19 protein-coding genes, 1 other RNA gene and 1 pseudogene are annotated in these 21,400 nt (G+C 50.7%); 10 read left to right on the top strand and 11 right to left on the bottom strand.

Features of this window, described 5'->3' with window-relative positions; all coding sequences use genetic code 11:
* Positions 1–129: pseudogene (locus FDW95_RS11995) on the bottom strand (flagellin FliC); the annotation flags it as partial.
* Positions 130–568: 439 nt separating this feature from the next.
* On the opposite strand from FDW95_RS11995, the gene FDW95_RS12000 reads away from it, so the two are divergent.
* A complete protein-coding gene (locus FDW95_RS12000) occupies positions 569–1,147 on the top strand; it encodes a recombinase family protein (RefSeq protein WP_053263615.1) in 579 nt (192 codons plus the stop codon).
* Between the two features lie 306 nt (positions 1,148–1,453).
* On the opposite strand, the gene FDW95_RS12005 is transcribed toward FDW95_RS12000, so the two are convergent.
* From FDW95_RS12005 to garP, 7 genes are all read right to left on the bottom strand, one after another.
* Positions 1,454–2,152: an inovirus-type Gp2 protein gene (locus FDW95_RS12005; RefSeq protein ID WP_053263614.1), complete on the bottom strand. Its 699-nt coding sequence runs from the start codon at positions 2,150–2,152 to the stop codon at positions 1,454–1,456.
* A 383-nt stretch (positions 2,153–2,535) separates the two neighbouring features.
* Entirely contained in the window at positions 2,536–3,930 is a 1,395-nt protein-coding gene (locus tag FDW95_RS12010; protein WP_233592723.1) for a tyrosine-type recombinase/integrase, read from the bottom strand.
* A 289-nt stretch (positions 3,931–4,219) separates the two neighbouring features.
* Positions 4,220–4,596: RNase P RNA component class A (gene rnpB / locus FDW95_RS12015), an RNA gene on the bottom strand.
* Positions 4,597–4,628: 32 nt separating this feature from the next.
* Positions 4,629–5,774 (bottom strand): glycerate 2-kinase, encoded by a 1,146-nt coding sequence (garK, locus tag FDW95_RS12020; RefSeq protein ID WP_137363512.1) that lies wholly within the window; start codon positions 5,772–5,774, stop codon positions 4,629–4,631.
* A 65-nt stretch (positions 5,775–5,839) separates the two neighbouring features.
* Entirely contained in the window at positions 5,840–6,730 is an 891-nt protein-coding gene (gene garR, locus FDW95_RS12025; protein WP_096755560.1) for a 2-hydroxy-3-oxopropionate reductase, read from the bottom strand.
* Between the two features lie 30 nt (positions 6,731–6,760).
* Positions 6,761–7,531 (bottom strand): 2-dehydro-3-deoxyglucarate aldolase, encoded by a 771-nt coding sequence (gene garL, locus FDW95_RS12030; RefSeq protein WP_115257419.1) that lies wholly within the window; start codon positions 7,529–7,531, stop codon positions 6,761–6,763.
* A gap of 15 nt (positions 7,532–7,546) precedes the next feature.
* Complete coding sequence (gene garP, locus FDW95_RS12035; RefSeq protein WP_096755558.1) at positions 7,547–8,881, bottom strand: galactarate/glucarate/glycerate transporter GarP; 1,335 nt, start codon at positions 8,879–8,881, stop codon at positions 7,547–7,549.
* Between the two features lie 396 nt (positions 8,882–9,277).
* Between garP and garD the strand changes: the two genes are divergently transcribed.
* A complete protein-coding gene (gene garD, locus FDW95_RS12040; RefSeq protein ID WP_096755557.1) occupies positions 9,278–10,849 on the top strand; it encodes a galactarate dehydratase in 1,572 nt (523 codons plus the stop codon).
* 151 nt (positions 10,850–11,000) lie between these two features.
* On the opposite strand, the gene FDW95_RS12045 is transcribed toward garD, so the two are convergent.
* Complete coding sequence (locus tag FDW95_RS12045; RefSeq protein ID WP_115257418.1) at positions 11,001–11,804, bottom strand: DeoR family transcriptional regulator; 804 nt, start codon at positions 11,802–11,804, stop codon at positions 11,001–11,003.
* Positions 11,805–12,024: 220 nt separating this feature from the next.
* Between FDW95_RS12045 and kbaZ the strand changes: the two genes are divergently transcribed.
* The 8 genes from kbaZ (at position 12,025) to kbaY (ending at position 19,426) form a co-directional block, all read left to right on the top strand.
* Positions 12,025–13,350 carry a tagatose-bisphosphate aldolase subunit KbaZ gene (gene kbaZ / locus FDW95_RS12050; protein WP_115257417.1) on the top strand — a complete coding sequence of 442 codons (1,326 nt, stop codon included), beginning with the start codon at positions 12,025–12,027 and terminating at the stop codon, positions 13,348–13,350.
* Positions 13,351–13,369: 19 nt separating this feature from the next.
* Positions 13,370–13,843, top strand: a complete 474-nt coding sequence (gene agaV, locus FDW95_RS12055) for a PTS N-acetylgalactosamine transporter subunit IIB (protein WP_115257416.1) — start codon at positions 13,370–13,372, stop codon at positions 13,841–13,843.
* A 10-nt stretch (positions 13,844–13,853) separates the two neighbouring features.
* Entirely contained in the window at positions 13,854–14,633 is a 780-nt protein-coding gene (gene agaW, locus FDW95_RS12060; protein WP_115257415.1) for a PTS N-acetylgalactosamine transporter subunit IIC, read from the top strand.
* A complete protein-coding gene (gene agaE, locus FDW95_RS12065; protein ID WP_115257414.1) occupies positions 14,623–15,501 on the top strand; it encodes a PTS N-acetylgalactosamine transporter subunit IID in 879 nt (292 codons plus the stop codon). The genes agaW and agaE overlap by 11 nt, the downstream gene beginning before the upstream one ends.
* A 16-nt stretch (positions 15,502–15,517) precedes the next feature.
* Entirely contained in the window at positions 15,518–15,952 is a 435-nt protein-coding gene (gene agaF / locus FDW95_RS12070; protein ID WP_115257413.1) for a PTS galactosamine/N-acetylgalactosamine transporter subunit IIA, read from the top strand.
* Positions 15,949–17,082, top strand: a complete 1,134-nt coding sequence (nagA, locus tag FDW95_RS12075; RefSeq protein WP_115257412.1) for an N-acetylglucosamine-6-phosphate deacetylase — start codon at positions 15,949–15,951, stop codon at positions 17,080–17,082. The genes agaF and nagA overlap by 4 nt, the downstream gene beginning before the upstream one ends.
* 301 nt (positions 17,083–17,383) lie before the next feature.
* The gene (locus tag FDW95_RS12080; RefSeq protein WP_115257411.1) at positions 17,384–18,538 is read left to right on the top strand and encodes an AgaS family sugar isomerase; all 1,155 of its coding nucleotides are present in this window, start codon (positions 17,384–17,386) and stop codon (positions 18,536–18,538) included.
* A gap of 12 nt (positions 18,539–18,550) precedes the next feature.
* Positions 18,551–19,426 carry a tagatose-bisphosphate aldolase subunit KbaY gene (gene kbaY / locus FDW95_RS12085; RefSeq protein WP_115257410.1) on the top strand — a complete coding sequence of 292 codons (876 nt, stop codon included), beginning with the start codon at positions 18,551–18,553 and terminating at the stop codon, positions 19,424–19,426.
* Between the two features lie 73 nt (positions 19,427–19,499).
* Here kbaY and FDW95_RS12090 read toward each other — a convergent pair whose 3' ends face one another.
* Both FDW95_RS12090 and rsmI read right to left on the bottom strand, forming a co-directional pair.
* Positions 19,500–20,495 carry a Fic family protein gene (locus FDW95_RS12090; RefSeq protein ID WP_137363513.1) on the bottom strand — a complete coding sequence of 332 codons (996 nt, stop codon included), beginning with the start codon at positions 20,493–20,495 and terminating at the stop codon, positions 19,500–19,502.
* A gap of 2 nt (positions 20,496–20,497) precedes the next feature.
* Positions 20,498–21,361, bottom strand: coding sequence for a 16S rRNA (cytidine(1402)-2'-O)-methyltransferase (gene rsmI, locus FDW95_RS12095; RefSeq protein ID WP_115257408.1), 864 nt, complete (start codon positions 21,359–21,361; stop codon positions 20,498–20,500).
* Positions 21,362–21,400: the final 39 nt, after the last annotated feature.

Raw genomic sequence — 21,400 nt, forward strand, 5'->3', positions numbered from 1 at the left:
GTCTTTCGCGCTGTTGATACGCAGTCCGGAAGACAGACGCTCGATAGCCGAACTCAGAGAAGACTGTGATTTGTTCAGGTTATTTTGAGTCAACAGCGACAGGCTGTTAGTATTGATGACTTGTGCCATAAAATTTTCCTTTTGGGTGTATAAGCCAAGCTTACCTGTGTCATTCAAGTTATCGACAACTTTGACCTAAACTTTATATTTTTTTTGTTAATATTAAATTATTGTTTTAACTATATTTAATACACAAAGTTCCGCTGTTCGTCATATACCCAATACGATAGAATTTTCATCAGGTATGTCTTATCTCGTCTCTTCACAAAAAATTGCTAAATGATTGTCTGATCGGTCAAGCATGTTCCGTTAGCTTCCAAAGGCAACTCTCGATCTTTTACAAATATCATACAGGTCAATGACATTGACCTAGCTGGTATCAACAATCTAACGTTTTATGACACCAGTAAACCCTACCCTAAATTAGTATCATTAAATTAGCACATTGACATTATGATACCATTAGTTGATTATGATACCGTTTTTGACACCAATCAGGAGAGCGATTATGAGCCGTACATTTGCATATTGCCGTGTGTCTACCAGCGAACAGTCAACAGAAAACCAGATTATGGCGATTCGTCAGGCTGGTTATGAAGTGCCTGAGAATCGTGTTGTCTCGGAGACGGTATCCGGTGGCGTACAGGCAATGAAGCGTAAAGGCTTTGCCGATATGGTTACTCATAAGCTGGAAGCTGGGGATCGACTAGTGGTGCTGAAGCTAGATCGCTTAGGTCGTGACAACATCGATGTGCAGCAAACTATAGCGATGTTGGTAGAAAAAGAGATAGATGTAGTGTCGCTGGATCTGCCTGTGCGTAACCTTTCCAGCGCGGAAGGGAAGCTGATGCTACAAATGTTTTCAGCGTTTGCGGAGTTCGAAAAATCCCGCATTATTGAACGCACAAAAGAAGGATTAGTAAGAGCCAGGAAGGAAGGGAAGAAGTTAGGCCGTCCGGTTGCGGCAGATACCCTTCAGCGTGTACAGGAAGCCAGAGCTAAGGGGCTGAGTCAGTCCAAAGCGGCGTTAGCATTGAATTTAAGTCTCCCGACTATCAAACGAAACTGGAACATCAAAGAGGCGTAAGATTTAACCTGTCTTCACTCAGATTCAGATGCTGCCCTGCCAACGTTTGAGGCTTAATTATGGCTATTTTCGGGTCAATTAATTCGAAATATTCTGGCGACAGTAACTCCAGCGGAGCCGCACACCAGCTTAAATCCACCTGGAAAAGATAGTGATGGAGTGCTATATTTAAAAGTTAAGCCGTAGTATATGAGAGAAGGCATTGTTAAACGCAATGAGCGCTATCGTGAGCGTTTTTTGTAGTATGGGTAATGCGTAGGTACTACTTCCTAATTTGAAGGCCGTAGAGAGCGTTACACTAAGGATTTAGCAATTATGGTTTTTATTGCTCAATTTTGATGTTGAGTGGACCCGATCCCCATTTCCGGTCTGATACTTTCCACGCTCTTTCGCCAGATACGATACCCACAGAAAAGGCCCCTCGAGCGTTTTCGGCTTATTTCTTTCGATAATGTAATAATTCGGATATCTTTCCGTTGCCTTTGGCAGCTCCACCAGCGCTGCTTTACCGCCCGTCAGACCCATCCAGATTTCAACAATGCTTCCGGCAATGCCACTTGTGGGTGTCCCAAGGCGTCTGACCTGTCGATGCGGGAGGGCAATCCAGCAATGGTAATGCACCTGTTTTGCTTTCTCTTGCTCCCGTACCCAGCCATAAGCAAAGTTGAGGATCGGTTCTGCCAATCCCTCAGGCCTGTTTAATTTAGCCCTCAGGCGTTCACGTAGTTTTTTAAACAGGTCGCTTACCCACCTGTTGCCTGTGTCTATTGGGGTATTCTCAGGTAAGCGTAAATCGAAGCGAGAGAAGTAAACCCGGCTGTAGATGGACAGTATTGCATCAAGCTGTTCTGCTATAGGGGTAAGGATATCAAGGCGAACACCAGATTGGTCGGTGGTGTTGATCGGGTAGGAGTAACCATGACGAATGAAAACATCACCATCGATTACCCTGTAACGCCCGTGTGCATGACCTTTGGTTGTGTAAGGCGTAGCCTGTGTGAGCATTGACTGAGCACATCCTTCTTCTGACACAATACCCCCCAAGTTAGTTATATAAACAACCCTCGCGTACACGCACACACGTATAAGTTATTACCATCTGACCACCGTAAAACGAAGCGGGTACAGGTAGTGCAAACCCCATCAAGCAAAGCCTGACGGCAAAAAAGATGGATGAAATTTTTTCGAAGAAAGTTTACACGGAATATAGAAACCCAAAATAACAATAACTCAAAACAAATAGCAGTGCAAAGAATATTTTAATCTGCGGTATTTTTCAGGTTTGCTTCTGCAATTTTTCCGTTTTTGCGATACTCCGACATTGTGCTTCCCTGTCGATAAACGCTTAGCTACGACTCAGCAAACCCATTGAATTAGAATGACTATCACTAAAACCAGTCAACACTATCAACGACTGGAAGCAAATCCGAAACTTTCATCTTGCCCGTGTAAACCTTGGTTTGTCCTTGGTTTGAATGTTCGTGACCTATCGTTTGCTGAACAAGTGTGAGGGTGTGCTTTGCCTGAATTTCAGTTACGAAAGTGTGACGTAAGCTATGCACAATACGTCTATTTTTATAATCATCAAGATAATCAATACCCAATTGTTCACGTATCGCATGAAAAAGCCGCGTTACCTGACTTGTATTAGTGATTTCGGGGAACAAATTAGTATCTGCCTTTTTGCTATCCAAATAATCCAAAAAACCCATATTGATCAAACGTTGTGAGATAGGAACCTGCCGAATCCCTGCCTCAGTTTTACTATCCCCAATCATTATGTAATGTCTCTGACTGTCCTCGTCCAACCGCACATCAGAAACATTCAGTTTTGCGATTTCAGAGCGCCGAGCGCCAGTATACGCCAGTAGCAAAAAAACCCATTTTTTCCAACCATCCAAAGTCGCGAAGTGACATACCAATTTTCGCATTTCTGCTCCGGTGTAATAACCATAGCTGAGGCTTTTAGCTTGGTACGGAACATTAAGTGTCGGTGATGATTCAAGAATATCCTCTTCTTTAGTCAGGTAGGTTGAAAACAGTCCCTGACACAACTTCAGATAATCTTTGACCGTTTTGGGTGAAACCAGGTCTGCTTCTGGAACTTCATCCAAGTCCAAACATTGCTCAATAGTCATTCGGTTATAAGGCCTCTTATTCTGACGAGGTAAACCTTCAACTACCTCAAGCAGGTTTTTAATATCGCGCCGAGTAATGTCAGAAACTTGAGTATCAGCTCCCAAAACTGCCTCTATCACTTCATAGTATTTTTCATTCCCCTGCCGAATTTTAGGGGTCCAGCCCGACCTAAAATTTACAAAACCTTTCCATGCCTCAGATAGGGTCAGTTTAGAGCGCAATGGTTTTTCAGGCTTATCCTCTGAGATGGAAACGTTATAATTGTCAGGTCGCATAGAGTTAACGATCTGGCGATAATCAGAATGTCGTTGATCCATAAAGGCTATATGTGCATCGCAGTAATGTCTCAAGAGAAGGTCGTACTCTGAGGCCAAATAATCGACTTCATCCGCCATGCCCGTAAGATCAAACTGGCTACCAAGTTGCTCTATGACTGAATCTGTCGACAGCGGTTCAACATCTTGTTTAAAGGTTCCATCAAGTAGTAATCCAAAATCACGCGCATTACGTTTTTCACGAGCCAATGAACCGGATTCTCGCAGGGTGTTACGTACAGTTGCGGGAATTTTTTTTGCTGCGGCGTAAAAATCTGCCTGAATTTTAAGCAAATAACGATCAATATCGTCTTGTTCTAACTTCTTCATTTTCTGCACTATATCCAATAGTTGGGCTGGCTCCATCTTGGACGATTTTACAAAAGAAATGAACATCGAGAGACGGGAAGATATAAATCTTGCTCTACTGGCTGAATCGCAGCCCAGCGACACACGAAAGAAACCGCCTGAAGGCAGTCTAAAATGAAGGCTGTAACGGTTGCCACGCTTTAGGATATTCGGGATGGAACAGCCGTTGGTGTGCCTCGTCTGTATCACAGTCTGTGTCACATTTTCACCTATTAAGGCCTGAGACACACCAACGTATTGTTTTTGAATGAGTTGAAGCTGACCGATAAGCCGGGTTCTGTCGTGGACAGTCATTCATCTAGGCCAGCAATCGCTCACTGGCTCAAGCAGCCTACCCGGGTTCAGTACGGGCCGTACCTTGTGAACCCCTATTTGGCCTTGCTCCGGGTGGAGTTTACCGTGCCACGGACTGTTACCAGCCGCGCGGTGCGCTCTTACCGCACCCTTTCACCCTTACCTGATCCCACTTGCGTGGGCCATCGGCGGTTTGCTCTCTGTTGCACTGGTCGTGGGTTTCCCCCCCAGGCGTTACCTGGCACCCTGCCCTATGGAGCCCGGACTTTCCTCCCCTCCGCCCGTCTCCCCCGAAGAGGACGACGACGAAGCGGCGACTGTCTGGTCAGCTTCGGCGCGAAGTATAGAGGGTTTGCGGGCCAATGTCACCCCGCACTGCGCATTCCTATCGCCAACGTAGCGGCGATGTTTCTGGATGACCGATAAATATTATCAAATGCTCCCCGGAAGGCCTCTTCCAGCGTACCTATGCTGGTCAATACGCTAAACACGGCATCGATACCATATTGATGCACCACGCCCACATCGCGTGTCAGGCTGCCCGCAATACCGATCACCGGCTTGTGGTATTTCTTCGCCACACTTGCCACGCCGACAGGCACTTTGCCGTGAATACTCTGGCTGTCGAGGCGTCCTTCACCGGTAACCACCAGCGTACAGTCGTGAATATGCTCTTCCAGATTCAACGCCTGGGTCACAATCTCTATCCCGCTACGCAGTTCTGCACCTAAAAATGCCATTAATGCCGCCCCCATACCGCCAGCGGCTCCGGCTCCGGGCACATTTTTCACATCAACGCGCAACGATTTTTTTATGATGTCGGCAAAGTGAGACAAATTACGATCCAGCTCGATAATGCGTTCTTCAGTCGCGCCCTTCTGCGGACCAAAAATGCGGGATGCACCGTTTTCGCCGGTCAATGGATTCGTCACATCACAGGCAACACGAATCGAACAGGTTTTTAAGCGCGGATCCAGACCCAAGATATCAATGGTATTCAGGCTATTCAGGCAACCGCCGCCATAGCCAATGTCAGTACCGTTGGCGTCACAGAGTTTTGCCCCCAGCGCCTGTACCATACCCGCACCACCGTCGTTGGTCGCACTGCCGCCAATACCAATAATGATATTTTGCGCGCCGCTTTCCAGCGCCTTGAGAATCAACTCCCCGGTACCACGCGACGTGGTGACTAAGGGGTTTCGTTTTTCTGGAGGGACCAACGCCAGCCCACTGGCTGCCGCCATTTCGATAAACGCGGTGTTACCGCCTCCGGACATGCCCCAGCTGGCATTCACTTTTTCGCCCAACGGTCCCGTTACCCACGCAAAATGTTCCGTTCCCTGCGTGGCGGCAATCATCGCTTCAACGGTCCCTTCGCCGCCATCGGCGACCGGAACAGAAACATAGTGCGCATCGGGAAAAATTTCCCGAAATCCTTTTTCTATCGCCTGCGCTACCTCGGTGGCAGAAAGGCTTTCTTTATAAGAGTCTGGGGCAATTACGATTTTCATAGTTATGTAGCCTGACAGTGCCGCGCGAGGCAAGAATTACAGGGCGCGCAGTCGCGCCCTTCTTGTTAGCGAGTGACTTCCACTTTCGCCAGTTTTTCGTAGTAGCATGCCAACGCACTGTGGTCAGCCGTTCCCAGCCCATCAGCGCGCAGCGCCTGCATCATTTCCATTACCGCTGCAGTCAGCGGCAGCTGTGCACCCACGCCGTGTGAGGTATCCAGCGCATTCGCCAGATCTTTGATGTGCAGGTCAATACGGAAACCCGGTTTAAAGTTACGGTCCATCACCATCGGCGCTTTGGCATCCAGCACGGTGCTGCCCGCCAGTCCGCCGCGAATAGCCTGATACACCAGATCCGGGTTCACACCCGCTTTGGTCGCCAGGGTCAGCGCTTCAGACATCGCCGCAATATTCAGCGCCACGATCACCTGGTTTGCCAGCTTAGTGACGTTACCCGCGCCAATGTCGCCGGTATGCACCACAGAACCCGCCATCGCTTTCAGCAGGTCGTAGTACTTGTCGAAAATCGCTTTATCACCACCAACCATCACCGACAACGTGCCATCAATTGCCTTCGGTTCGCCGCCACTCACCGGTGCATCCAGCATATCCACGCCTTTCGCTTTCAGCGCATCGCTGATTTCACGACTGGCTAACGGGGCGATTGAACTCATGTCGATCAGAACGGTGCCCGGCTTCGCGCCTTCGATGATACCGCCTTCGCCCAACGCCACTTCTTTTACGTGTGGAGAATTCGGCAGCATGGTGATAATCACATCGCACTGTTCAGCAATGGCTTTCGCCGTGGTAGCGGTTTCTGCACCTGCGGCGATGACTTCCGCAATCGCTTCTGGGTTACGGTCAGCAACCACCAGCGAGTAACCTGCCTTGAGGAGGTTTTTACTCATTGGTTTACCCATAATACCGAGGCCAATAAAACCTACTTTCATTGTCATGTCTTTATCTCTCTATACTGTCGATGGTGGTTATTTCTTAAAAGAATCAGCCAGTTTTTGCGTCGCTGAACGGAACACGCCGAGATCGCTACCGACGGCAACAAACGTCGCGCCCCAGTCCAGATAGCGACGGGCATCTGCATCAACCGGTGCCAGAATGCCGCTTGGCTTACCGTGCTTTTTCGCGACCGCAAAGATGTGCTGAATCGCCTTTTGCACTTCCGGATGGGAGGCATTGCCCAAGTGGCCTAACGCGGCGGCCAGGTCGCTTGGGCCGACGAAAATACCGTCCACGCCTTTGGTTGCGGCAATCGCATCCACGTTATCAACACCCTGCTGACTTTCGATCTGCACGATGATGGTGATGTTTTTATTTGACTGTGCGAAGTAGTCCGGCACGGTGCCAAACATATTGGCGCGGTGAGAAACCGATACGCCGCGAATACCTTCCGGCGGATAGCGGGTAGATGCCACGGCGTTCACCGCATCTTCTTCGGTCTCAACAAACGGAATCAGGAAGTTATAGAAACCAATATCCAGCAGACGCTTGATGATCACCGGCTCGTTGGTCGGCACACGTACAACCGGCGCGCTGGAACTGCCTTTCAGCGCCATCAGCTGTGGGATAAACGTCGAGATATCGTTTGGCGCATGTTCACCGTCCAGCACCAGCCAGTCAAAACCGGCCAGGCCTAATACTTCGGTACTGATCGGGCTTGCCAGCGCGGACCAGCAGCCAATCTGAACCTGATGCGCCGCAAGTGCCGCTTTAAATTTGTTTGGGAAAATCGTGTTATTCATCGCCTATACCTTTGTTTATTTCTGCAATTCCATACGTTTAATGTCACCGACAATAAACAGGTAGCAAACCATCGCCATCAGCGCCGAGCACCCTACAAATACCAGCGCAGCATTAAATGAGTGCAGCTCGCTCACCAGGTAACCAATCACCAGCGGGGTTACGATAGAAGCCACGTTACCAAATACGTTAAACACGCCACCGCACAGACCCACAATCTCTTTCGGGGCGGTATCGGAAATCACCGGCCAACCCAGCGCGCCAAAACCTTTACCGAAGAACGCCAGCGCCATCAGCGCCACTACGAAGGTGGTATTATCCGTGTAATTGCACAGGATAATGGTTGAGGCGAGCAGCATTCCGAGCACGATCGGCAGCTTACGCGCCAGGGTGATGCTGGCGCCGCGTTTAATCAGGTAATCCGAGAACACGCCGCCCAGTACACCACCAGCAAATCCACACAGTGCCGGAATAGACGCGACCAGGCCGACTTTCAGGATCGACATACCTTTTTCCTGCACCAGGTAGATAGGGAACCAGGTCAGGAAGAACCAGGTGATGGTGTTGATAAAATACTGTCCAAAGAACACCCCCAGCATCATGCGGTTTGTCAGCAGTTGCTTGATGTAATGCAGTTTCGGACCGCTCGCCGCAGCACCACCCGGCTTCTTGTGGTCCATATCCACTACCGCGCCGTTATCCGAGATAAACTTCAGCTCTTCCTGCGACATCCGTGGGTGATCGGTAGGGTTATGGATCAGTTTTACCCACAGTCCGGTCAGCACAAAGCCAATCACGCCCATCACGGTAAAGACGTGTTCCCAGCCCCAGGCGAAGGTCAGCCAGCCCAGCAACGGTGAAAACAGCGCCAGTGAGAAATACTGCGCGGAGTTAAAAATCGCAGAGGCCGTGCCACGCTCTTTGGTCGGGAACCAAGCCGCAACAATACGGGCGTTAGCCGGGAAGGAAGGCGCTTCCGAGAAGCCCAGCATAAACCGCATGATAAACATGGAGATCCCCGCCCAGGCCAGCGGGAACATATCGACAAAACCCTGCAGGAAGGTAAACAGCGACCAGAAGAAAAGACTGTAGGTATAGACTTTCTTCGAACCAAACTTGTCGAGCAGCCAGCCGCCGGGAATTTGCATCAGCAAATAGGCCCAGCCGAAGGCGGAGAAAATGTAACCCATTGATATGGCGCTGAGCTGCAACTCTTTGGCCACTTCAGTACCGGCAATAGACAACGTCGCGCGGTCTGCATAGTTTACGGCAGTGACAATAAATATTATCAGCAGTATTAAATATCGGGTGTGCGTACCTTTCTTTTTCTCTACAACCGTATCCAGTATCATTCTATTTACCTCAGGTACAAAAAGATTTTTATTATTATTTTGAAGGATGTTTACGCTGATAAATTACCGTAAGATAAAATACGCTTTTATTTATCAGTCGCTATTAAACCGTGATTCAGTATAATCAGCGCAGCGTTGTTAATCATTGTGCAAACGCTCATTAAAAGCATAATATTAAAATATTATTTTGTGCATATACACATAACCATGGGCGCTGATGCACACATTTACGTATTGATACCCTTGGTGGCGCGGCGTTTCTAAGTTTAAGTGATCTCGCTCACATTCTTAAATTAAAACTCCTGACATTCTTATTCCACGACACTGAGTCTTTATTACTTATAATTAGATTCGATATATATCTATTATCACCACCTGGCTGGAGAATACTGGACAATGGCCGACATCGAAATTAGACAAGAATCGCCCACGGCGTTTTATATTAAAGTACACGACACTGATAATGTGGCGATTATTGTCAATGACAATGGTCTGAAAGCCGGGACACGTTTCCCGGACGGACTGGCGCTGATTGAACATATTCCCCAGGGTCATAAAGTGGCGCTAACGGATATTGCTGTTCACGGCGAAATCGTGCGCTATGGCGAAGTGATCGGTTACGCCGTTCGCGACATCGCACGCGGTAGTTGGATTGATGAGTCAATGGTTGAGCTGCCCAAAGCCCCGCCGCTGGAGACGCTGCCGCTGGCAACCAAAGTGCCGGAGCCGCTTCCTCCTCTTGAAGGCTACACCTTCGAAGGCTACCGTAATGCCGACGGCAGCGTGGGCACCAAGAACCTGCTCGGCATCTCCACCAGCGTACACTGCGTAGCGGGCGTGGTGGATTATGTGGTGAAAATCATTGAGCGCGATCTGCTGCCCAAATACCCGAACGTTGACGGCGTGGTGGGGCTGAACCATCTGTACGGTTGCGGTGTAGCCATCAATGCACCGGCCGCTATCGTGCCGATTCGTACCATCCATAACATTGCCCTGAACCCCAACTTCGGTGGCGAAGTGATGGTTATCGGACTCGGCTGCGAAAAACTCCAGCCGGAACGCCTGTTAGAAGGCACGCACGATGTGAAAAGCATCCCGGTAGACAGCGCCAGCATTGTCAGCCTGCAGGATGAAAAACACGTAGGCTTCAAATCGATGGTTGAAGACATTTTGCAGGTTGCCGAGCGCCATCTGGTAAAACTCAACCAGCGTCAGCGAGAAACCTGCCCGGCCTCTGAACTGGTGGTCGGCATGCAGTGCGGCGGCAGCGATGCGTTTTCTGGCGTCACCGCTAACCCGGCAGTGGGCTACGCGTCCGATCTGTTGGTGCGCTGCGGTGCCACCGTGATGTTTTCGGAAGTGACTGAAGTGCGTGACGCCATCCACCTGTTAACGCCGCGCGCCATCAATGAAGAAGTGGGCAAGCGCCTGCTCGAAGAGATGGCCTGGTACGATAACTACCTGGATTTGGGACAAACCGACCGCAGCGCTAACCCCTCTCCGGGCAACAAGAAAGGCGGTCTGGCTAACGTGGTTGAAAAAGCGCTGGGCTCCATTGCCAAATCGGGTAAGAGCGCCATTGTGGAAGTGTTATCGCCGGGCCAGCGTCCGACCAAACGCGGCCTGATTTACGCAGCAACGCCTGCCAGCGACTTTGTATGCGGCACGCAGCAGGTCGCGTCCGGGATCACCGTGCAGGTGTTCACCACCGGTCGCGGTACACCGTACGGTCTGATGGCAGTTCCAGTGATTAAAATGGCAACACGCACCGAACTGGCCAACCGTTGGTTTGATCTGATGGATATCAATGCCGGAACCATCGCTACCGGTGAGGAAACCATTGAAGATGTCGGTCTGAAGCTGTTCGAGTTCATTCTCGACGTGGCGAGCGGACGTAAGAAAACCTTCTCGGATCAGTGGGGACTGCACAACCAGCTGGCGGTGTTTAACCCGGCACCGGTGACCTGATTTTCTCTGGCTGAGCATTTTTCCGGCCTATAAGCGCCCTGTCCCGTAGGCCGGATAAGGCGCTTTAGCGCTGCTATCCGGCATTTCAACGATTAGCAGCCCTGTGTCTGTAACTGAATAGGCATCACTACTGCTGAATTTGTCCCTGCCATCACTGAACAATGATCACTTCGACGCCGCTACGGTGTAATTCTTGTAGACATTCCGCTGGAATACCTTCATCCACAATGATGGTATGAATACGTTGTGTATCAATGATTTTATGCAGGCTGGAGCGATTGAATTTGCTGGAATCAGTCACCACGATAATCCGCTCAGCCACTTCGCACATCCGACGGTTAAGCCGGGCTTCGTCTTCATTGTGCGTACTCACACCGCGTTCTAAATCAATAGCATCAACACCAAGAAACAGCATGTCGAAGTGGTAATTCTGCAGAGACTGCTCGGCCTGATCACCATAAAAAGACAGCGACTGACGACGCAGATGTCCACCGGTCATCAGCAGCTCGACACCTTCAGCTTCCAACAAGGCACTGGCGACATTCATCCCATTGGTCATCGCAATCACATCGGTATGCTGGCGCATCAGACGGGCAATTTCATAGGTCGTAGTGCCGGAATCCAGGATCACGCGATGCCCTGGTTTGATCATTTCAGCGGCAGCCTTGGCGATACTGCGTTTAACCGCCGTATTCAGCGAGCTCTTATCTTCAACAGAAGGCTCCACGCCCGGCGTATTGCTGTCACAGATCAGCGCCCCACCATAGGCACGAACGGCAATACCCTGCTTTTCCAGAAACGCCAGATCGTTGCGGATCGTCACCGTAGAGACGCCAAATAAAACAGAAAGATCGTTCACCTGCACGCTTCCTTGCTGTCGCAACCGCTGGATAATCTGCTCGCGCCGCTCGCTGGTACCTGTTACCCGCTTACTTGCAGAATCGGTATTGCTCATAAGAGATCCTTTAGTTAATTCTTTCGTTTCATTTCGTTTTGCCTATTAACGCCTTTCTTTTACCGGATTGCAAGCACTACAACCGGCTCAGATAGCGATAGAATCGCCGCTGAAACCTTTCATTATGTTTCTTTTGTGAAACAGATCGGAAAACAAGAATCTTTCGTTTTATTTTTATGGCAACTTGGATCAGTATCAAATGAAACAAAACGAAAGATTGATGTCGCAGCAATCTGACCTGGAGAGGAAAGTGAAACATCTAACTAAAATGGTGGAGCAGCATAAACGGGGGAAAGCAAACGGGATTTATGCCGTTTGTTCCGCGCATCCATTGGTACTGGAATCAGCAATACGCTACGCCCATGCAAACCATACACCGTTGCTGATAGAAGCAACGTCCAATCAGGTTGACCAGTTTGGCGGCTATACCGGTATGACGCCAGCCGATTTTCGCAGTTTTGTCTGTCGCTTGGCAGAATCTTTTGACTTTCCTCAGGAAATGCTAATTCTGGGTGGGGACCATCTCGGACCAAACCGTTGGCAAAACCTACCCGCAGAGCAGGCAATGGCCAATGCTGACGACCTCATTAAAAGCTACGTGGCTGCAGGATTTAAAAAAATCCACCTGGATTGCAGCATGTCCTGCCAGGGCGATCCTGTTCCATTAACGGATGCCATCGTCGCTGAACGCGCGGCACGCCTGGCGAAGGTTGCCGAAGAAACCTGTAAGGCACATTTTGGCGAGTCCGATCTGGTTTACGTGATCGGCACGGAGGTTCCGGTTCCCGGCGGTGCCCACGAAACGTTAACGGAGCTGGAAGTTACTACACCTGACGCGGCACGTGCCACGCTGGAAGCTCATCATCATGCGTTTGAAAAACAGGGTCTGGACGCCATCTGGCCACGCATTATCGCGCTGGTGGTGCAACCCGGCGTTGAATTTGACCACACACATATTATTGATTATCAGCCGCAAAAAGCCGTTGCTTTAAGCAAGATGGTAGAAGCCTACGACACATTGGTCTTTGAAGCGCATTCCACCGATTATCAAACACCACAGTCACTGCGCCAGTTGGTCAAAGATCACTTTGCGATCCTGAAAGTTGGCCCAGCCCTGACCTTCGCCCTGCGTGAAGCGTTGTTCTCACTGGCCGCTATTGAAGAAGAATTACTGCCAGCAAAGGCCTGCTCAGGTCTACGCCATGTTCTGGAAAGCGTGATGCTCGATCGCCCGGAATATTGGCAGAGCCATTACCACGGAGATGGCAACGCACGTCGACTGGCACGAGGTTACAGTTACTCCGATCGGGTTCGTTACTATTGGCCAGACAGCCAGATTGATGACGCCTTCGACCGACTGGTACGCAACCTGGCAGACGAGCCAATTCCGCTGCCGCTCATCAGCCAATATTTACCGTTGCAGTACGTAAAAGTGCGCGAGGGAGATCTCAACGCCACACCACGAGAACTCATCATTAACCATATTCAGGACATACTGCAGCAATACCACCGTGCCTGCCAGGGCGCATCATCCCATAACGCATAAAAAGAAAGAGAAAAACACTATGCCAAACATTGTATTAAGTCGCATTGACGAACGTTTAATTCACGGTCAGGTCGGTGTGCAGTGGGTCGGATTTGCGGGGGCAAATCTGGTTCTGGTTGCCAATGATGAGGTCGCTGAAGATCAGGTTCAGCAAAACCTGATGGAAATGGTGCTCGCGGAAGGGATTGCCGTGCGCTTCTGGTCACTGCAAAAAGTGATCGACAATATCCACCGTGCTGCCGATCGTCAGAAAATTCTGCTGGTCTGCAGAACCCCCGCAGACTTCTTACGGCTGGTTGAAGGCGGCGTTCCGGTTAGCCGCATCAACGTTGGCAATATGCACTACGCCAACGGCAAGCAGCAAATCGCTAAAACCGTTTCTGTAGACGCGAACGATATTACGGCATTTAACGGGCTGAAAGCCGCCGACGTGGAATGCTTCGTTCAGGGCGTACCAACCGAACCCGCCCAGGACCTCTTTAAACTTCTCTGAGGAATTCACAATGGAAATTAGTCTGTTGCAGGCTTTTGCGTTGGGTATTCTCGCCTTTATCGCAGGCCTGGATATGTTCAACGGGTTAACGCATATGCACCGCCCAGTGGTTCTTGGACCGCTGGTCGGGCTGATACTGGGCGATCTGCATACCGGTATTTTAACCGGTGGTACGCTGGAACTGGTGTGGATGGGCCTGGCCCCACTGGCGGGTGCTCAGCCACCAAACGTCATCATCGGGACCATTGTCGGAACAACATTTGCTATTACGACCGGCGTAAAACCAGAGGTTGCCGTTGGTGTGGCTGTGCCATTCGCCGTAGCGGTTCAAATGGGGATTACCTTCCTGTTCTCCGTGATGTCGGGTGTTATGGCTCGCTGCGATCGGATGGCAGCGAATGCCGATACAGCCGGAATTGAGCGGGTGAACTATCTGGCATTACTGGCATTGGGGACGTTCTACTTCTTATGCGCCTTCCTGCCGATTTACTTTGGCGCGGAACATGCCAAAACCGCCATTGATGTGCTACCCACACGCCTGATTGACGGCCTCGGCGTCGCCGGCGGCATCATGCCAGCAATCGGTTTTGCCGTACTGCTGAAAATCATGATGAAGAACGTCTACATCCCCTATTTTATTCTGGGTTTTGTTGCCGCTGCCTGGCTCAAGCTCCCGGTACTGGCTATCGCCGCCGCCGCACTGGCAATGGCGCTGATCGATTTTCTGCGTAAATCACCTGAACCTACAGCCCCGGTAGCACAAAAAGAGGAATTCGAAGATGGAATCTAACCAAACGGCTCTGCCGAACGTTTCCGATACCGAAGATACGCTGCTTACCGGCACCAATGAAAACATCTATGAAGATCAGAACATTGGGGCGGAGCTGACAAAAAAAGACATCAACCGCGTAGCCTGGCGTTCCATGCTGCTACAGGCATCTTTTAACTACGAACGTATGCAGGCATCAGGATGGCTGTACGGTCTGTTGCCCGCACTGAAAAAGATTCACACCAATAAACGCGATCTTGCGCGTTCAATGAAAGGCCATATGGGGTTCTTTAATACCCATCCGTTTCTGGTGACGTTTGTTATTGGCATCATCCTCGCGATGGAACGCTCCAAGCAGGACGTGAACAGTATTCAAAGTACCAAGATTGCCGTAGGCGCACCGCTCGGGGGCATCGGGGATGCGATGTTCTGGTTAACGCTGCTGCCCATTTGCGGAGGGATCGGAGCCAGCCTGGCGCTACAGGGGTCTATTCTTGGCGCAGTCGTGTTTATTGTTATGTTCAACGTTGTCCATCTTGGTTTGCGTTTTGGCCTGGCACACTACGCGTATCGGATGGGCGTCGCGGCCATCCCACTGATTAAGGCCAATACCAAGAAGGTTGGGCATGCGGCATCCATCGTTGGGATGACGGTGATTGGCGCCCTGGTTGCAACTTACGTTCGCCTTAACACCACGTTGGAAATTACCGCAGGTGATGCGGTGGTAAAACTGCAGACGGATGTTATTGACAAACTGATGCCGGCTTTCCTGCCACTGGTCTACACATTAACCATGTTCTGGTTGGTTCGTCGTGGCTGGAGTCCTCTGCGTCTTATCGCCATTACTGTGGTGCTCGGCGTAGTCGGAAAATTCTGTCATTTCCTGTAAATACAAGGGGCTGTAGATGTTAGGTATTATTTTGACGGGTCATGGCGGGTTTGCCAGCGGAATGGAAAAGGCGATGAAACAGATTCTGGGGGAACAGTCTCAGTTTATCGCCATCGACTTTCCAGAAACCTCAACCACCGCCTTGCTCACTTCGCAACTTGAACAAGCGGTGAGTGAACTGGACGCTAAGGAAAATATCATTTTTCTGACTGACCTGCTGGGTGGCACTCCGTTTCGTGTCGCGTCTACCCTGGCGATGCAAAAACAAGGAAGTGAAGTGATCACCGGTACCAATCTGCAGCTTCTGCTGGAGATGGTGCTGGAGCGTGAAGGCTTGAGCAGCGAAGAATTTCGTCTACAAGCACTGGAGTGCGGGCATCGCGGCCTGACCAGCCTGGTCGATGAGCTGGGACGGTGTCGCGAGGAACACCCCGTTGAGGAAGGGATATGACACAACTGCTGCGCGCCAGACGTCTGCTGACTGAACAGGGCTGGTTGGACGATCATCAATTACGTATAGAAGAAGGCACTATCACGACGATTGAGCCTATCCCCTCTGGCGTGATGGGGCGTGATGCCGACCTGCTGTGCCCTGCTTACATCGACACCCATGTCCACGGAGGGGGTGGCGTCGATGTTATGGATGAAGCGGCAGACTCACTCGACAAGCTGGCGATGCACAAAGCACGTGAAGGGGTAGCCAGCTGGCTGCCCACTACCGTCACCGCCCCATTGCAGGATATTCACGGGGCACTGCAACGAATTGCCCATCGCTATCATTCAGGTGGCCCCGGTGCGCAAGTGCTGGGCAGCTATCTGGAGGGACCGTATTTCACGCCACAGAATAAAGGCGCGCACCCGCCTGAGTTATTTCGGGAGCTGGAACTTAACGAGCTGGATGAGCTAATTGCAATTTCCCGGCAAACTTTGCGCGTGGTGGCGCTGGCACCAGAGAAACCAGGCTCATTGCAGGCTATTCGGCACCTCAGGCAACAGGATGTCAGGGTGATGCTGGGTCATAGTGCTGCAACCTGGGAACAAACCCGAGCCGCCTTTGACGCCGGTGCAAATGGGTTAGTGCACTGCTACAACGGCATGACAGGGCTGCATCATCGGGAACCCGGTATGGTCGGCGCGGGGTTAACCGATCCGCGCGCATGGCTGGAGCTTATTGCCGACGGACACCACGTCCACCCGGCAGCCATGACGCTGTGCTGCAACTGTGCAAAAGATCGGATAGTGCTAATCACCGATGCAATGCAGGCCGCCGGTATGCCCGATGGGCGCTATACGCTGTGTGGCGAAACGGTAGATATGCGCGGCGGTATCGTACGGACCGCTTCTGGCGGTCTGGCCGGCAGTACGCTGTCCGTTGATGCGGCCGTTCGCAATATGGTCGAATTCACCGGAAGTACGCCAGAAGATGCTATCCATATGGCTTCACTGCATCCTGCTCGCTTGTTAGGTATTGATCACCAGCTAGGATCTTTAAAAACGGGCAAGCGTGCCAGCATTATTGCCCTTGATAGCGCTCTGCATTTACAACAAATCTGGATCCAGGGCCGCACGTTCCCACTCTAGACCTTTCACTATGTATGCTATTGGCCTTCGCTTAAACACCGCAAGGCCTTTCTTTTCCTTTCGAAGTAACAAACACCATACGCTACGATTCCAAATTTAAATCTTATATATCAACAAGATAATAAAACCATACTCTTGCACGATCACAATTTTCGTTTTATTTCCTTTTATTCATTTGAACTTTCAATTTCTTTTCTATACATTTAATTCAACTGATTACATGTACAAGTGAAACGAAACGAAAGATAGCGACAAGTTTGCCAGCGTCTGATGTGGAATTCACACGACTAAGGACTGAGTTATGCCAGAAACCTACACCCCTGTTCGCGCGATAACGGGCACCTGGACAGAAGAAGAAATTCGCCAGCAGCCCGCCAGTTGGATCCGCTCACTCAGCAATATCGAAAAAATCCGATCCTCCATCGACAGTTTTCTCGCACCCTTGTTGCGTAAAAGCGATCTGCGGATCGTACTGACGGGAGCGGGAACCTCCGCGTTTATCGGTGACATTATTGCCCCATGGCTCGCCAGCCACACCGGAAAGAACATCAGCGCCATCCCGACAACCGATCTGGTCACCAATCCAATGGATTATTTGGCACCAGCGCATCCGCTGCTGTTGGTCTCTTTTGCCCGGTCGGGTAACAGCCCGGAAAGTGTTGCAGCAGTTGAGCTGGCGAATCAGTTTATCCCTGAATGCTATCACCTCTCAATCACCTGTAACGAAGCGGGCAGCCTGTACCAAAACGCGGCCGATAGCGATAACGCGTTTGCACTGCTCATGCCTGCAGAAACGCACGATCGCGGTTTCGCGATGACCAGCAGTATCACCACTATGATGGCCAGTTGTCTGGCGGTATTTGTTCCAGAGAAAATCAACAGCCAGACATTCCGCGACGTGGCCGATCGCTGTCAGGCGATCCTGACGTCACTGGGCGATTTTAGCCACGGCGTGTTTGGTAACGAACCGTGGAAACGGATCGTTTACCTCGGCAGCGGTGGATTACAAGGTGCCGCACGTGAATCAGCGTTGAAAGTTTTGGAACTCACGGCGGGTAAACTGGCCGCATTCTATGACTCGCCAACCGGTTTTCGCCATGGTCCTAAATCACTGGTCGATAACGAAACGCTGGTCGTGGTGTTTGTCTCCAGCCATCCCTATACACGTCAGTACGATCTCGATCTGCTGGCAGAGTTACGTCGTGATCAACAGGCACTGCGCGTTGTGGCCATTGCCGCAGAGACCGATGCCATTATTGAAGCCGGTCCACATATTCTATTGCCACCTTCACGCACTTTTATCGATATGGAGCTCGCTTTCTGCTTCCTGATGTATGCCCAGGTGTTCGCACTGACGCAATCCATCAGTATCGGCAATACACCGGATACGCCTTCTGCCAGCGGTACAGTCAACCGCGTCGTTCAGGGCGTTGTTATTCATTCCTGGAACGGCTAAAAGGATCGCATCATGAGCATTATTTCTACGAAATACCTCCTGCAGGATGCCCAGGCAAAGGGCTATGCCGTACCTGCGTTTAACATCCACAATGCCGAAACGATCCAGGCTATCCTCGAAGTCTGTAATGAAATGCGATCGCCGGTGATCCTCGCCGGAACACCAGGCACCTTTAAGCATATTGCGTTAGAAGAGATCTACGCGCTATGCAACGCCTACTCCACAACCTATGACATGCCTCTGGCACTGCATCTTGACCATCACGAATCGCTGGACGATATCCGTCGTAAGGTGAACGCTGGAGTGCGTAGCGCGATGATTGACGGCAGCCACTTCCCGTTCGAAGAAAACGTGAAGCTGGTGAAATCCGTTGTGGATTTTTGCCACGCCAAAGATTGCAGCGTTGAAGCTGAATTGGGTCGTCTGGGTGGCGTTGAAGATGACATGAGCGTGGATGCAGAAAGCGCTTTCCTGACAGATCCTCAGGAAGCAAAACGTTTTGTCGAACGTACTGGTGTAGACAGTCTCGCCGTCGCTATCGGCACCGCGCACGGTCTCTATACCAAAACCCCGAAAATTGATTTCCAGCGTCTGGCAGAAATTCGTGAAGTGGTCGATATCCCACTGGTATTGCATGGCGCAAGCGATGTACCTGATGAATATGTCCGCCGCACCATTGAGCTGGGGGTGTGTAAGGTCAACGTCGCCACCGAACTGAAAATCGCCTTTGCCGATGCGGTCAAAGCCTGGTTTGCAGAAAATCCACAGGGTAACGATCCCCGTTACTACATGCGTGTCGGTATGGATGCCATGAAAGAAGTGGTACGCAGTAAAATTAATGTCTGCGGATCGGCAAACAGATTAATGCCTGCCCGCGAATTATCATAACATTCATCTCTTTTTAGTGAATGATTCAAAAGCGCGGTCTGATTAACTTCAGATAGCGCTTGCATCAAATAAATCACAGCGTACAAACCCGCCAGAAACCTCCCTTCTTCGCACCAACGCGTTGCAGTTTGCCTTTCTGCTGCAACGCTTTCAGATAGCGTTCAATGGTTCGGGCTGAGATTTCACACTCATCGGCAAGGCTTTTGGCAGTTCGTGCAGGCTGACGCGACAAAATATGCAGTATGCGTTTTTCTATATCCAGTAAATCAGGCGACATTTCTTCCGACATTTCTTCCGACAGGGCTGATGATTTTCCCAACCCGTCTTGCAAAGCAGAGATAATATTTTCCAGAATAAATTCTATAAATGGCGTGCAACTACTTTGCCGATCGCACAGCCCTAACACTTGGTAATAACGCTCCTGCTGGAGGTGGATCAGCGTTTCCACCGGTAGCCACGCCAGTTCTGCTCGCCATTCACTCAGAATCAATGTCTGCCACAGCCGTCCCATCCGACCATTACCATCGGCAAAAGGATGAATAAACTCAAACTCATAATGGAAAATAGCCCCGGCTATCAGGGGATGGAGCTCGGTTGTTTTTAACCAGCCCAGTAGCTCATCTATCAAACGCGAAATTTGTGATGCCGGGGGGGCCATATGGATGAGCTTTTTTTCTCTGTAAACACCGACATTCCCGGAGCGCAACCGCCCGGGGTTATCGACCAGTCCCATCATAAGAATCTCATGGGCCCGGAGAAGATCGGATAACTGATGACTCTTCCATTCTGACATTTTTTCATATGCCAGAATCGCATTCCTGACTTCCTGTATATCTTTTGCCGGAGCCAGTATTCGCTTGCCATCCATCAGGGCAGTGACCTGATCTGCACTCAACGAATTATGCTCAATCGCTAAAGAGGCCTGAATAGTACGGATGCGGTTCTCTTTGCGCAAAAGAGGAGATGCCCTGCCAGCCACAACCGCCCAATATCCCATAAGCTCACCAATCTCAATGACCTGATTGAGTATCAATGGGGTGATGGCAAAGGGAGGTTGGTAGCCACTCACGCTTACTCCCCCTGCTGTTCCAGGGCGTACTTATACAGCGCATTCTTTTTCACGCCGTGGATTTCAGCAGCCAGTGCGGCGGCCTTTTTCAGCGGCAGTTCTGCCTGTAACAGCGCCAGCGTCCGCAAGGCATCGGCCGGGAGATCGTCGTCCTGCGCTTTATGGCCCTCAACAATCAGCACCATTTCGCCTTTACGGCGGTTTTCATCTTCTTTTACCCACGCCAGCAATTCGCCGACCGGGGCGCCGTGAATGGTTTCCCAGGTTTTAGTCAGCTCGCGCGCCAGCACCACATAACGCGACTCTCCCCATACGGCGACCATGTCTTCCAGGCTGTCGAGCAGACGGTGGGTGGACTCATAAAAAATCAGTGTACGAGGTTCCGCTTCAATGGCCTTCATTGCATCGCGACGGCCTTTGGATTTGGCGGGCAAAAAGCCTTCGTAGCAAAAACGGTCAGATGGCAGGCCAGCAGCACTTAATGCGGCGATGGCCGCGCAAGGACCCGGTAGCGGCACAACTCGAATACCCGCCTCACGACAGGTACGCACCAGGTGATAGCCAGGATCGTTAATTAGCGGCGTTCCGGCATCGGAAACCAGCGCGATGTTCTGGCCCTCCTTGAGCTTCGCCACCAGCATTTGGGCTTTTTGTTGCTCATTGTGATCGTGTAACGCAAACATACGGGCGCTAATCGCGAAGTGTTGTAATAATAATCCGGTATGACGGGTGTCTTCAGCGGCAATTAAATCAACGGCTTGTAAAACTTCGAGCGCTCGTTGGGTAATATCAGCCAAATTTCCGATAGGAGTAGGTACAATAAAGAGTTGGCCTTGAGAATTATCCGCCGATTCGTGTTGTTTCATTGTGTCGTCCGTATTGCCGATTTAATATTGAGCATTGCG

This window comes from Citrobacter sp. wls718, assembly GCF_005280945.1.
GTDB lineage: Bacteria > Pseudomonadota > Gammaproteobacteria > Enterobacterales > Enterobacteriaceae > Citrobacter > Citrobacter gillenii.

Excerpts from the sequence above, each read along its gene's own strand:
- FDW95_RS12000 (WP_053263615.1), top strand. The coding sequence starts at position 569 with ATGAGCCGTACATTTGCATATTGCCGTGTGTCTACCAGCGAACAGTCA.
- FDW95_RS12005 (WP_053263614.1), bottom strand. The coding sequence starts at position 2,152 with ATGCTCACACAGGCTACGCCTTACACAACCAAAGGTCATGCACACGGG.
- FDW95_RS12010 (WP_233592723.1), bottom strand. The coding sequence starts at position 3,930 with ATGAAGAAGTTAGAACAAGACGATATTGATCGTTATTTGCTTAAAATT.
- garK (WP_137363512.1), bottom strand. The coding sequence starts at position 5,774 with ATGAAAATCGTAATTGCCCCAGACTCTTATAAAGAAAGCCTTTCTGCC.
- garR (WP_096755560.1), bottom strand. The coding sequence starts at position 6,730 with ATGACAATGAAAGTAGGTTTTATTGGCCTCGGTATTATGGGTAAACCA.
- garL (WP_115257419.1), bottom strand. The coding sequence starts at position 7,531 with ATGAATAACACGATTTTCCCAAACAAATTTAAAGCGGCACTTGCGGCG.
- garP (WP_096755558.1), bottom strand. The coding sequence starts at position 8,881 with ATGATACTGGATACGGTTGTAGAGAAAAAGAAAGGTACGCACACCCGA.
- garD (WP_096755557.1), top strand. The coding sequence starts at position 9,278 with ATGGCCGACATCGAAATTAGACAAGAATCGCCCACGGCGTTTTATATT.
- FDW95_RS12045 (WP_115257418.1), bottom strand. The coding sequence starts at position 11,804 with ATGAGCAATACCGATTCTGCAAGTAAGCGGGTAACAGGTACCAGCGAG.
- kbaZ (WP_115257417.1), top strand. The coding sequence starts at position 12,025 with ATGTCGCAGCAATCTGACCTGGAGAGGAAAGTGAAACATCTAACTAAA.
- agaV (WP_115257416.1), top strand. The coding sequence starts at position 13,370 with ATGCCAAACATTGTATTAAGTCGCATTGACGAACGTTTAATTCACGGT.
- agaW (WP_115257415.1), top strand. The coding sequence starts at position 13,854 with ATGGAAATTAGTCTGTTGCAGGCTTTTGCGTTGGGTATTCTCGCCTTT.
- agaE (WP_115257414.1), top strand. The coding sequence starts at position 14,623 with ATGGAATCTAACCAAACGGCTCTGCCGAACGTTTCCGATACCGAAGAT.
- agaF (WP_115257413.1), top strand. The coding sequence starts at position 15,518 with ATGTTAGGTATTATTTTGACGGGTCATGGCGGGTTTGCCAGCGGAATG.
- nagA (WP_115257412.1), top strand. The coding sequence starts at position 15,949 with ATGACACAACTGCTGCGCGCCAGACGTCTGCTGACTGAACAGGGCTGG.
- FDW95_RS12080 (WP_115257411.1), top strand. The coding sequence starts at position 17,384 with ATGCCAGAAACCTACACCCCTGTTCGCGCGATAACGGGCACCTGGACA.
- kbaY (WP_115257410.1), top strand. The coding sequence starts at position 18,551 with ATGAGCATTATTTCTACGAAATACCTCCTGCAGGATGCCCAGGCAAAG.
- rsmI (WP_115257408.1), bottom strand. The coding sequence starts at position 21,361 with ATGAAACAACACGAATCGGCGGATAATTCTCAAGGCCAACTCTTTATT.